Raw genomic sequence first — 12,798 nt, 5'->3', positions numbered from 1 at the left:
GCAGACGGGCGGCGACAGCCCGTAGGCTGGACGGCATGGTTGATCGCAAGCGTGTCCTGTTGGCCGAACCACGCGGCTACTGCGCCGGGGTGGATCGTGCCGTCGAGACCGTGGAGCGCGCTCTCGACAAGCACGGTGCCCCCGTGTTCGTCCGCAAGGAGATCGTGCACAACCGCCATGTCGTCGAGACATTGACCGACCGCGGGGCAGTGTTCGTCGGCGAGACCGATGAGGTGCCCGAAGGTGCGATCGTCGTGTTCTCGGCGCATGGCGTGTCGCCGGAGGTTCATCGGACCGCAGCCGAGCGCAGCCTGAAGACGATCGATGCCACCTGCCCCCTGGTCACCAAGGTGCACCAGGAGGCCAAACGGTTCGCCCGCGACGACTACGACATCCTCCTCATCGGCCACGAGGGTCACGAAGAGGTAGAGGGCACCGCGGGCGAGGCCCCCGAGCACATCCAGCTCGTGGACGGTCCGGATCACGTCGACGACGTCGAGGTGCGCGACGAATCGAAGGTCATCTGGTTGTCGCAGACGACGCTCTCGGTGGACGAGACGATGGAGACCGTCAAACGGCTGCGCGAGAAGTTCCCGCTGCTCGAGGACCCGCCGAGCGACGACATCTGTTACGCCACGCAGAATCGACAGGTCGCGGTGAAGGCGATGGCGCCGAAATGCGATCTCGTGATCGTGGTCGGTTCGCAGAACTCGTCGAACTCCCAGCGCCTGGTGGAGGTGGCTCTGCAGAACGGGGCGGCCGCGTCGTACCTCGTCGACTATGCGCGCGACATCGACGTCTCCTGGTTGGCGGGCGTGACGACGGTCGGTGTCACCTCTGGTGCGTCCGTGCCCGAGGTCCTCGTACGCGGCGTCCTCGATCTCCTCGCCGAGCACGGATACGACTCGGTGGACACCGTCAACACCGCGAACGAGACGCTGACCTTCGCGTTGCCGCGCGAACTGCGACCCGCGCGCACGGCGAAGTGAGCCGAACGCGGACGTGATCGTCCAGTACTCGCCTAGTACTCGTCTGGGTCGAGGCGCCGCACCCGCCGATGCGGCAGCGCCACCGCCAGCACCACCGCGATCACCGCAGCACAGAGCCCGGCACCGATGAGCGCGACGTCGCGGGCGGTGTGATCGACGGGAGTCTGCGGGCTCGGCACGGCAATCGCCCTCGCTTCGGTCGGATTCGGCAGGCCGTCCGGGATCTCGCTGGTCAGGGCCGCCACCGGATCGATGACCCCATATCCGATCTCGGTGTCGCGCCCAGTGCCGGGGGCGTGGGCGGTCCGCGTGATGCGCGCCATGACCTCGGCCGGACGAAGTCGGGGGAACCGGGCCCGCACCAGCGCGACCGCACCCGCCACGTACGGGGTCGCGAAACTCGTGCCCGCGATCGGGATCGGCCCGTCCTGTCCCTGCTGCGCATCGACGAGTCTCGACGATCCGCGGGTGCTGTCGAGACTGACGATGTCGGTGCCCGGTGCCGCCACGCTCACCCAGGGACCGTGCAGGCTGAATCCGCTCGGCGCGCCGGTACCGGCATCGACCGAGCCGACGGCCAGCACATACGGCGAGAACCAGGCGGGACTGGCGATGGTGGACACCGATCCCCAGCCGTCGGTGTCGCCGCCTGCCGGTGCCGGGTTCTGGTGCTGACATCCGGAGTTCTGCGACAAGTTGCCGGCCGCGACGACCACGACGACGTTGCGGTCATATGCGTACTTGACCGCGGCGCCGAGTGACCTGTCGTTGAGCCGGGATCCGGCGGAAGCACACGCGACCTCGGAGATGTTGATGACGGTGGCGCCGAGGTCGACGGCCCGCACCACCGCGTTGGCAAGCGTGCGGACGGACCCGTACCCGGAACCGACGGTGGGGTCCGAGTCGTCGGACCTGCGGTCCTTTGCGGAGTACGCACCGCTCGACTGCCGGATCGAGATCAGTGAGGCGTCGGGCGCGACGCCGGCGAACGCATCAGTGCGGCTCGGCGCGGCGGCGATGATGCCCGCGACCAGCGTGCCGTGCGCGTCGCAGTCGACCAGCCCGTTGCCCGACGACACGTAGTCGCCGCCCGCCTGCACGTGACCCAGACGCGGGTGCGGGGTGATCCCGGTGTCGATGACGGCGACCTTCTGCCCGCGGCCCCGGCTGAACCGCCACGCCTCTGGGAGATTCATCATCGATTGCGCGGCAGTGGGTTTGGAATTGTCGTGACGGCCAGTCGCCAACGGTCTCGCGCAGAGAGTGCGTTGTTCGGTCGCCTCGGGCGGCGCCGTCGGCGCGGAACGCACCAGGGCTCCGGGATCGATCTTCGGGGGAGTAATCGCAGCGGCAGGGCCGCCCCCGAACACGGCGATCACCGTGAGAGTCGCGATCAGCGCCGCACCTGCGTGGAGTCGGCGGGCCGGATGGTGCCGGCGCCGGGATCGGGCCGAACGACCCAGCCGACGCACGTCAGATCTCCCGGACGATCCGGTACAGGTCGAGAATCCACAGCAGGAGAGGCACGATGACCGCGACGAGCAGGTACTCGATGATCTCGGCGGTGCGCCGCATGACCGGTGAGAACTCCTGGTTCGGCGCGACCACGCCCAGGACGAAAGCGGCGACCACCATCAGCAATGCCACCGCGAACGCGATGATCGGCCAATTGCCCGCCCCGAATGCGAGGCCTGTGACCAGGGCGATCAGGGCGAGCGACCCGCACGCGATCAGGAAAGCGGCCTGCGCCAGATCGCTGTGCGACCTGCCGCGCAGGCACAGCACCAGCGCGATGATCGCGGCGTAGGCCGCCGACTTGGGCTCGAACCCCGAGAGCGGTGCCGCCGCGAGGACTGCCGACACGCCGGTGACGAGCGCGGTCCCGGCGACGATGCCGGTCAGATACGCGTTGGCCACAAAGGACCGGCGCTCGAGGGCGTCCGCTTTCGGCAATGCCATTGCTCCGATCGCACCGATCCCGTCGATCGCAGGCTTCGGCTCGATGTCCTCGGCGTCTATCGCCGCTCCCGCGGTGGGGACCGGGGGGAGCGGCAGTTTCGCCAGCATGATGGTGGCGCGCGGTGCCAGAGCGATCACGAGGAGGCCGACGGCGGCCAGTACCGCCGCAGTGTCCGGCACCGTCGTGTCAATCAAGACTTCTGCGCCACAACCGAATCCGACGAGGAGGGCAGCGGTGGTGATCGCGCTGTGCACGGCCGGCCCGACCGCGGTGAGCCGGTAGGAGAGAACGGCGGCGACGAGGGTAACCGCGCAGCCCAGTGTCAGGTGCGCGGACCCGAACCGTCCCGGGGTGAGGAGCATGCCGGTGACGAAGACGAGCGGCATGGCCGATGAGACGAGGACGGCGGAGCTCGCCTCGTCGCGGTAATGACGCGCGACGATCGTGCCCGCGGTCAGCAGTCCGACGGCGGCGAGGCCGCTCAGCCCGGCGATCCACAGGGCGCCGCTGGTCCAGCGGTGGGCGCCCAGCGCGACGGCCGCGGCGATGGCGGCCGCGACGGCGACGACGTAACCGACGTATCGGGCGGACCGCGGCGACCAACTCGCGAAGTGAGATTCATTCAAACGAGCGACGGCGTCGACGACATCGTCGAACAACGCCGGCGAGTCGCCCGTGCGGGTGGAGCGGAGAACCAGCAGGTCGCCGTCGCGTATCCCGGACTCCGACAGCGACCGGTTCGGGGCGATCTGTTCCTGGCCGACCAGGCCCAGAGTCCAGCGGTTCTGACGGTCATACGGCCGCTCGTCCGCACTGTCCGGATCGTCGGTGTCGCGGCGCGTCGGGTTGCGCGAGTCGACCTGGGCCACCAGGTCGGGAATCAGCGCAGCAATGGGCAACGCTGCAGGTAGAGCCACGTCCAACTGCGTGTTCCCGCCCAGCACCGACACCCTGACCAATTCGGGCTCGATACCTGCGCCGGTGTGCGCACCACCTCGTGCGCTGCCGGCCGGCCCCATCGCCGGCGAGGGTGTCGTCATCCCTCGCGAATCCAGAGTCGACATCTGGTGGATCCTCCCCGCCCTGTTCGCGGTTAACATAGCGAACTGCGTCAATTGTGTAGCAGCGCGGCCCCCGCGGACGAACTCGGGGTCGCGGAGTCGGTCGGGGGGAGATCGAGTGGTGGCAACAACGGAGGGGTTCGTCCGGCGTCCCCGGATCACGCCTCCCCGTACACCGGGTGGGGAACTGAACATCGCGCCGCCGCCCGACGTGCCGCGGGTGGTCCCGGGCAACATGCTCACCAAGATGCTTCCCGTGGTCATGGTGGTCGCGGTCGTCGGCATGGTCGCGATGATGTTCGCGACCGGTGGCCGCAACATCCTGTCCAACCCGCTGTTCATGATGTTCCCGTTGATGATGCTGATGTCGATGTTCGGCATGTTCGCCGCGGGCGGGCGGGGCGGCGGCAAACGTGCCGCCGAACTGAACGAGGAACGCAAGGACTACTTCCGTTACCTCGGTCAGACACGCGGCCAGGTCCTCGAGACCGTGGAAGCTCAGCGCGCGGCACTCACCTGGAGTCATCCCGACCCGGTCGCCCTGCTCGACATCGTGGGCGGCCGCCGGATGTGGGAGCGGCGACCGACCGACAGCGATTTCGCCCATGTCCGGGTGGGGGTGGGCTCACAGCGGCTCGCCACGCGCCTGATGCCCCCGGAGACCGGGCCGCTCGAGGACATCGAGCCCGTGTCGATGGTCGCCCTGCGTCGTTTCGTCCGGACCCACTCCGTGGTGCACCGGCTCCCGACGGCGATCTCACTGCGCGGTTTTCCGGCGGTGAACATCGAAGGTGCCCGACAGGAGACCCGAGATCTCGTGCGCGCCATGGTGGTCGAACTGTGTGCGTTCCACGGCCCCGACCATCTGCAGGTCGCGGTCATCACCGGAGACCCCGCGGGCGAGGCCTGGGATTGGGCGAAATGGCTTCCGCACGTCGGTCACCCGACGCTGCGTGACGGTATCGGTGCCATGCGGATGATCTACCCGACTCTGGCCGACTTCGAGAACTCGATGGCGGCCGATCTGCTCGAACGGGGTCGCTTCAGTCGTTCGGCCCCGCCGACGCCCGGGCGGACGCATCTCGTCGTGGTGCTCGACGACGGCCATGTCGCGGGCGACGAACGGCTGATCAACGACGCCGGCATGGAGGGCGTGACGGTCCTCGACCTGACGGCCCCGCCGGACGGGCTCGCCGCCCGTCGCGGCCTGCAGTTGGTGGTCCGCAACCGCAAGGTCGCTGCTCGCAGCGCCTTCGGTGTCGAGGAGTTCGCCGACATGGACTCGCTCACGATCCCCGAGGCCGAGACGCTGGCGCGGCGGATGGCGCGGTACCGCCTGGCCACAGCCGCGGCGCTGGCGAACCTGGAGTCCGAGGCGACCTCGAGCGATCCAGGTCTGCCCGCTCTGCTCGGCATCACCGATGCGGCCCGGTTCGACCCGGCGGTGTACTGGCGCGGACGTACCGGACGGGATCGCCTCCGAGTGCCGATCGGTTACACCCCGAGCGGCACCCCCGTCGACCTCGACATCAAGGAGAGTGCGCACGGCGGGATGGGTCCGCACGGGCTGTGTATCGGCGCCACCGGATCGGGCAAGTCCGAGTTCCTGCGCACCCTCGTGCTGGCCATGCTCGCCACTCATTCGCCGACCGAGCTCAATCTCGTGCTGGTGGACTTCAAGGGTGGTGCGACCTTCCTGGGGCTGGAGTCGGCACCCCACGTCGCGGCGATCATCACGAACCTCGAGCAGGAACTCTCGATGGTCGACCGGATGAAGGATGCGCTGTCCGGCGAGATGAATCGCCGGCAGGAACTGTTGCGGGCGGCGGGCAACTTCGCCAACGTCAGTGACTACGAGCGGGCCCGCGCATCGGGCGTTCGGCTCGAGCCATTGCCCGCCTTGTTCATCGTCGTGGACGAATTCTCCGAATTGCTTGCGCAGAAGCCGGATTTCGCCGAACTGTTCGTCGCCATCGGACGGCTCGGGCGATCGTTGCAGATCCATCTGCTCCTGGCGTCGCAGCGGCTCGAAGAGGGCAAGCTTCGCGGCCTCGACAGTCATCTGTCCTACCGGATCGGGCTGAAGACCTTCTCCGCCAACGAATCCCGCTCGGTTCTCGGCGTCCCTGACGCCTACCACCTGCCCAGCGTCCCGGGCTCGGCCTACCTGAAATGCGATTCGGCCGAGCCGGTTCGCTTCAATACGTCGTATGTGTCCGGTCCCTATTTCTCGCCGATGGCGCCTGACGGTGTGATCGACGAAGGTCCGGCGTACACCGGACCGCGCGGCCGGATGAAGGTCTTCACCGCCTTGCCGGTGCCGCTGGACACGGGCGCGGCGAGTTCTTCGGTGCTGGACCAGGCGCAGGCGCTCCTGGACGAAGAACCGCCACCGGACACCGACATCCCGGTCTACGACGATCCGGCCGCGGCGTCGGTGCCCACCCTGCTGGACACCCTCGTGACGCGGATGGCCGGGCACGGGCCTGCCGCACACGAGGTCTGGCTGCCGCCGCTCGATCAGTCGCCGACCGTCGACGGGCTGGTCGGGCGTCGGGACTGGTCGATACCCGCAGATGTCGGCGATCTGCGCATCGCGGTCGGGGAGGTCGATCGACCCTACGATCAGCGACGCGACGTCCACATCCTCGATCTGTCCGGTGCGGCAGGCAATGTCGCGGTCGTCGGTGGCCCGCAATCCGGTAAGTCGACCGCCCTGCGCACCATGATCATGTCGGCCGCGGCCACCCACACCCCCGAACAGGTGCAGTTCTACTGCCTGGACTTCGGGGGCGGCAGTCTCGCGAGCATCGTCGGCCTCCCGCACGTCGGTTCGGTCGCCTCGCGGGGTGACATGGACGCGGTGCGACGCACAGTTGCCGAGGTGAGTGCGATCGTGCGCAGCCGCGAACTGCTGTTCGCCCGGCTCGGGATCGAATCCATGCGCGACTACCGCGCGCGGCGTCGGGAGTGGTTCGCCGGCGGCGGAATAGATCCCGCCGATCCGCTGGCTTCGGACCGGCACGGCGACGTCTTCCTGGTGCTCGACGGCGTCGGTGTGCTCCGCAACGAACTCGACTTCCTCGAGGAGCCGATCAACGCGATCGTCGCGCAGGGTCTCTCATACGGCGTGCATGTCATCGTGACTGCCTCGCGATGGGCCGAGGTGCGGCCCGCGGTCAAGGACCTGATGGGCAGTCGGATCGAGTTGAAGCTCGGCGATGCGATGGATTCGGAGATGGGGCGCCGCGCTGCCGCGCTGGTCCCGCACGGCCGGCCCGGTCGGGGCCTGACCCCCGAAGAGCTGCACATGCTCATCGCGCTACCACGCCTGGACGGTGTCAGCGCGGCCGAATCCCTCCCGGCCGGGGTGCAGTTCGCGATCGACCGGCTTGCCGGCGGTTACGGCGGCCGGGCGGCGATGGCCGTCCGCAAGCTCGGCGTGGAGATCGCTCAGCGCGAGGTCGACGACCTGGTGGTGGCGAAGGGTATTGCGTTGGGCGCCAACCAGGTCGCGGTCGGTGTCGGCGAACTCGAACTCGCGCCGGTGGTTCTCGATTTCGGCACACAGCCCCATTTCATGGTGTTCGCGGATGTGGAGCACGGCAAGACCACGTTGTTGCGCAACATCGTGCACGGCCTGGTGCGCGACTCGACTCCCGACCAGGTCAAGGTCGTGTTCATCGACTACCGGCGCACGATGCTCGGCATCATCGACGGTGATCACCTGGGCGGCTACGCCAGTTCGGCGAACAAGGCGATCCCGATGATGCAGCAGTTGGCGCAGATCCTCACCGACCGGCTGCCGCCCGAAGACGTGACCCCGCAGCAGCTGCGCGACCGTTCCTACTACACCGGCCCGGACGTCTACCTGGTCATCGACGACTACGACCTGGTCGCGACGGCTTCGGGTAACCCGCTGTTGCCGCTGGTCGACCTCGCGGCCCAGGCCCGCGACATCGGCTTCCACATCGTCCTGGCCCGGCGCTCGGGCGGCCTCGGGCGGGCGATGTTCGACCCGTTGATCGGACGACTCAAGGACCTCTCCTGCGACATGCTCCTGATGAGCGGCGACCGCGACGAGGGGTACATCACCGGTCGCGTTCGCATGCAGCAACTGATCCCGGGGCGCGGTGAGTTGGTGTCGCGGACGCGGCCGCAGGAGATGATCCAGGTCGGCTACGTCGAGCCCGAGGCCTGATCGGGTGCCACACACCGCGCTGCGACCGACAGTGGTCGACCTCGCGTTCGGTCAGGTGTCGGTCTCGGCTGGGCGATCGGCGGACGTGACCGGTTTGCTGGAGGCGGTCGACGCGCCGACGGTGATGGTCGCGGGTACCCGCCGATACGGTCACCAGGCGTGGCAGGCCGTATTGCGAGATCTGCACCTGCCCGAGGCCGGCCCCGACGGTCCGCTGCCGATGGTGGTCGGGTATCCCAGCACCTGGGGACGTGTGCGTTCGTCGGTGCTCGACCGCGCGACCGAGGACATCGGCGCAGCGGTCACCCTCGTTCCTCGGGCGGTGCTCATCGCGCGGAGCCACTCCGACGGGGCGATGCAACGGTGCGCAGTCGTCGAGACGACCCATTTTCCCGGCGTGCCGGTGGATCCGGCCCGGCCGAGGAGTGCGCGCTGGGATGTCGCCCGGCTGCGCCGCACATCGGCCGGATGGGAGATCGAGGCCGCGGACGTCCTCGAACCGGAGTCCGACGATATGGCCGCCCGCACGGAGGCCATCGTCGACGACTCGGTCGAGGCGGTCTTCGTCGACGGGGCTGACCCCGCGGAGGTGGCCCGGGCCATCGACGTCGTCGCCACGCACGCGCTGGCCGGGCGGGTGGTGGCGGTCGATCGGCAACTGATCCGACGCTACGGATGGCGAACCGGCCGGCCCGAGGGCACCGATCGCCTGATCGGTGCGGTCGAACGGCCCGCGCAGGATGCACCGGGGCCGACGCGCAGCCGTACCGGGCGGTGGATCGTCGCCGCGGGGGTGACCGCGGTGGCGGTGGCGTTGGTGGCCGGTGTGGTCGGCTTTCTCCAACGCGGCCCCGAGGGGCCGCCCGTCGAGCAGACGGTGGCACTCGGACGTACCACCATCGACGTCCCCGCCGACTGGCGGCGCAGCGAGCTGGGACGACGACCCGACGATGGGGGAACGGACGAGCCCTCGCGCTCGGTGTTCGCCGATCGTGCCGACGGTCGCCGGATTCTGGTGGTCCAGAGCGACGTGCGGACCGACTCGACCCTGGCATCGGTGGCGACCAGTCTCGGCAACCGGATCCGCCAGCGTGGCGACGATGTGGTGACCGAGTTCTCGGCCATCACCCGTTTCATGGGCCGCGACGTGATCAGCTACCGCGAGGCGCCCGCGTCGGGCAGCGCGATCCGCTGGTACGTGCTCGTCGAGCACGGACTGCAGGTGTCGGTCGGATGCCAGGCGGGTACGGCCGGGGAGTCGGTCGACGCCGAATGCGCTCATGCGGTGTCGTCGGTGCGGATCGCGCCGCAGTGATCGCGACGCGTTTTGACCCTGATCAGGGGCTTCGCGTAGTCTGGATCGCTGGTGCGTGGCATCTCCTCGCCGGGGAACCGGAGGAGATAGTCGAGGCCCGGGTCCCCACTGGTCGCCGGGAGCAAACTCTGCCATTCGCCTGACCAGCACCCAACGACAAAGAGTCGAGGACAACTGTGCCCACCTACACCCCGAAGGCCGGTGACATCACGCACGCGTGGCATGTCATCGATGCCACCGACGTGGTGCTCGGCCGTCTCGCCGTGCAGAGCGCGAACCTGCTCCGCGGCAAGCACAAGCCGACCTATGCGCCCCACGCCGATGGCGGCGACTTCGTCATCATCATCAACGCCGAAAAGGTCGCGATGACCAGCAACAAAGCCGAGCGCAAGCTGAACTACCGCCACTCCGGACATCCGGGTGGGCTCACGGTCCAGACCACTGCCGAACTGCTCGAGAGCCACCCCGAGCGCGTGGTCGAGAAGGCCATCAAGGGCATGCTGCCGCACACCAAGCTCGGTAACGCCATGGCGTCCAAGCTGAAGGTCTATGCCGGCCCGAACCATCCCCACGCGGCTCAGCGGCCCGTGCCCTTCGAGATCAAGCAGGTGGCCCAGTGACGAACGAGAACATCAACGACCCGGCCGTCGAAGCTGCCGTGGAGAACGCCGAAGAGGTCCAGGCTGCCGCCGGTGACGACACCGCTGCCGCGGAGACCGCTGTCGAGCAGGCCGTCGAGTCGGTCGAAACCGCGTCCGACGACTACGACACCGACGTCGAGGCCGCACCGGCCGACTCGCGTGAGCCGGTCGTCATCGACCGTCCGATCCAGACCGTCGGCCGCCGCAAGGAAGCCATCGTGCGCGTGCGTCTCGTCCCGGGGTCGGGTCAGTTCCAGCTCAACGGCCGCACCCTGGAGGAGTACTTCCCCAACAAGGTGCACCAGCAGCTGATCAAGGCCCCGCTGGTCACCGTCGAGCGCACCGAGTCGTTCGACATCTTCGCCAAGCTCGTCGGCGGCGGTCCCTCGGGCCAGGCCGGCGCGCTGCGTCTGGGTATTGCCCGCGCGCTGATCGAGGTCACCCCGGATGATCGTCCCGCCCTCAAGAAGGCCGGCTTCCTCACCCGTGACCCGCGTGCGGTGGAGCGCAAGAAGTACGGCCTGAAGAAGGCCCGTAAGGCGTCGCAGTACTCCAAGCGCTGATCTTGGCACGCCTTTTCGGAACCGACGGCGTCCGGGGCCTGGCCAACGACGAGCTCACTCCCGAGCTCGCGTTGCGCCTGGCCTCGGCCGCCGCGGTCGTTTTCGAGGCCGGCTCCGCGAGCGAAGCGAGCGGACGTCCGCGCGCAGTGGTCGGCCGTGATCCCCGCGCCTCCGGCGAGATGCTCGAGGCCGCGGTGTGTGCGGGGCTGGCGGCCACCGGTGTCGACGCGATCCGCGTCGGCGTGGTGCCGACTCCCGCTGTCGCATTCCTGACGGCCGATTACCGCGCCGATTTCGGCGTGATGATCTCGGCGTCGCACAATCCCATGCCCGACAACGGGATCAAGTTCTTCTCGGACGGCGGCCACAAACTCGACGATGCGGTCGAGGACCGGATCGAGGCCGCGATGGCCGACGACGACTTCGCCCGTCCGATCGGCGCAGCCGTGGGTCGTGTGGTGGACGCGTCCGATGCGGGCGACCGTTATCGCGCGCACCTCGCCGCCGCGATCGGACATCGCCTCGACGGCCTCACCGTGGTCGTGGACTGCGCCCATGGCGCCGCTTTCGAGCTGGCGCCACAGGCCTACGCGGACGCGGGCGCCGACGTCATCGCGATCCACGCGGAGCCCGACGGCCTCAACATCAACGAGGACTGCGGATCCACCCACATGGACAAGCTCCGTGCGGCGGTGCTCGAGCACGGAGCCGATCTGGGATTGGCCCATGACGGTGACGCCGATCGTTGCCTCGCGGTCGACTCGACCGGGCAGGTCGTCGACGGGGACGCCATCATGGCGATCCTCGCGACCGCGTTGCGGTCCCGGGATCGCCTGCGCGACAACGTCCTCGTCGCCACCGTGATGAGCAACCTCGGCCTGCACATCGCCATGCGCGAGGCGGGGATCACGCTGCGGACGACAGCCGTCGGCGACCGGTACGTCCTCGAGGAGTTGCGTCGTGGCAACTATTCGCTCGGTGGGGAACAGTCCGGGCACATCGTGGTTCCCGGCTCCGGGACCACCGGTGACGGCATCCTGACCGGCCTGCTCCTGATGGAGCAGATGGCTGCGACAGGCGACCGCATCGCCGACCTCGCGGGCATCATGACGGTTCTCCCGCAGGAACTCATCAACGTCCGGGTCGCGGACAAACACGCGGTTGCCCAATCACAGACAGTCAAGCAGGCGGTGACCGACGCGGAGGCCGAACTCGGCGACCACGGCCGGGTGCTGTTGCGTCCGTCGGGAACCGAGCAACTCGTACGCGTGATGGTCGAGGCCGGCTCTGCCGACACCGCGCGGGTGGTGGCACGTCGGATCGTCGACGTGGTCGAGGCTGCGGGCTCGTGAGCACTCCCAAGGCGGTCCTGTTCGACTTCTCGGGCACTCTCTTCCGGTTCGAGGCGCGCGACGACTGGTTCGACGGTCTGCACGACGAGGACGGCAACGCGCTGCATCTGGACGCGCAGGCGGTCCTGATCCGGCGGATGACCCAACCCGTCGGTCTGCCGACGGTCATCGAGGACGACGACCGGATTGCCTGGGAGCAAAGGGATCTCGACCCAAAGCAGCACCGGCGCGCATATCTGGCGATGCTGCGCGCGTCGGGGCTGACCGCGCCAGGCCACGCCGAGCAGCTCTACGCCAGGGTTCTCGATCCGCATTCGTGGCAGATCTTCCCGGACACCGAGGCGGTGCTGCGCGGTCTGCGCGCCGCCGCCATCCCCGTCGGTGTCGTCAGCAACATCGCCTTCGATCTGCGCGCGGTGCTCGCGCTGCACGGTGTCGACGACCTCGTCGACGAGTACGCCCTGTCCTATGAGGTCGGTGCGATCAAACCCAACCCGCGAATCTTCCACGCGGCACTCGACCCGCTCGGCGTCGCGCCGTACGACGCGCTGATGGTGGGTGACAGCGCGGAGGCCGACGGCGGTTCTCGCCATCTCGGCTGTGCGTTCGAGCTGGTCCAGGACGCGCCGGTATCGGAACGACCGTCGGCGCTCGTCGACGCCGTCATGCGCCACGGCGTGGTCCTGCCGAACTGACTTTCTCGGCCGGGAACCAGC

Annotated in this window: 9 protein-coding genes; 7 read left to right on the top strand and 2 right to left on the bottom strand. The window is 68.6% G+C overall.

Annotated features, from left to right (window positions below):
* The first annotated feature begins 35 nt into the window (after window positions 1-35).
* Window positions 36-989: a 4-hydroxy-3-methylbut-2-enyl diphosphate reductase gene (locus ACPXCG_RS01125; protein WP_425788292.1), complete on the top strand. Its 954-nt coding sequence runs from the start codon at window positions 36-38 to the stop codon at window positions 987-989.
* Window positions 990-1,021: 32 nt separating this feature from the next.
* Here the strand turns inward: ACPXCG_RS01125 and mycP are convergent, their stop codons facing one another.
* Together mycP and eccD are read right to left on the bottom strand one after the other, a co-directional pair.
* Window positions 1,022-2,452, bottom strand: a complete 1,431-nt coding sequence (mycP, locus tag ACPXCG_RS01120) for a type VII secretion-associated serine protease mycosin (RefSeq protein WP_425790415.1) — start codon at window positions 2,450-2,452, stop codon at window positions 1,022-1,024.
* 10 nt (window positions 2,453-2,462) lie between these two features.
* Window positions 2,463-4,013 (bottom strand): type VII secretion integral membrane protein EccD, encoded by a 1,551-nt coding sequence (gene eccD / locus ACPXCG_RS01115; RefSeq protein ID WP_425788290.1) that lies wholly within the window; start codon window positions 4,011-4,013, stop codon window positions 2,463-2,465.
* Window positions 4,014-4,128: 115 nt separating this feature from the next.
* Between eccD and eccCa the strand changes: the two genes are divergently transcribed.
* The 6 genes from eccCa (at window position 4,129) to ACPXCG_RS01085 (ending at window position 12,777) form a co-directional block, all read left to right on the top strand.
* Window positions 4,129-8,211 (top strand): type VII secretion protein EccCa, encoded by a 4,083-nt coding sequence (gene eccCa / locus ACPXCG_RS01110; RefSeq protein WP_425788288.1) that lies wholly within the window; start codon window positions 4,129-4,131, stop codon window positions 8,209-8,211.
* A 4-nt stretch (window positions 8,212-8,215) separates the two neighbouring features.
* Window positions 8,216-9,526, top strand: coding sequence for a type VII secretion-associated protein (locus ACPXCG_RS01105; RefSeq protein WP_425788286.1), 1,311 nt, complete (start codon window positions 8,216-8,218; stop codon window positions 9,524-9,526).
* Window positions 9,527-9,702: 176 nt separating this feature from the next.
* Window positions 9,703-10,146, top strand: coding sequence for a 50S ribosomal protein L13 (gene rplM, locus ACPXCG_RS01100; RefSeq protein WP_425788284.1), 444 nt, complete (start codon window positions 9,703-9,705; stop codon window positions 10,144-10,146).
* On the top strand, window positions 10,143-10,730 hold the full coding sequence (gene rpsI, locus ACPXCG_RS01095; protein WP_425788282.1) for a 30S ribosomal protein S9: 588 nt from the start codon (window positions 10,143-10,145) through the stop codon (window positions 10,728-10,730). The genes rplM and rpsI overlap by 4 nt, the downstream gene beginning before the upstream one ends.
* 2 nt (window positions 10,731-10,732) lie before the next feature.
* On the top strand, window positions 10,733-12,082 hold the full coding sequence (gene glmM, locus ACPXCG_RS01090) for a phosphoglucosamine mutase (protein WP_425788280.1): 1,350 nt from the start codon (window positions 10,733-10,735) through the stop codon (window positions 12,080-12,082).
* The gene (locus ACPXCG_RS01085) at window positions 12,079-12,777 is read left to right on the top strand and encodes an HAD family hydrolase (protein ID WP_425788278.1); all 699 of its coding nucleotides are present in this window, start codon (window positions 12,079-12,081) and stop codon (window positions 12,775-12,777) included. Before glmM ends, ACPXCG_RS01085 begins: the two co-directional genes overlap by 4 nt.
* Window positions 12,778-12,798 lie beyond the last annotated feature (21 nt).

This window comes from Gordonia sp. DT218 (assembly GCF_049847105.1).
Taxonomy (GTDB): Bacteria; Actinomycetota; Actinomycetes; order Mycobacteriales; family Mycobacteriaceae; genus Gordonia.
This window is presented reverse-complemented; position numbering and strand designations above follow the sequence as displayed.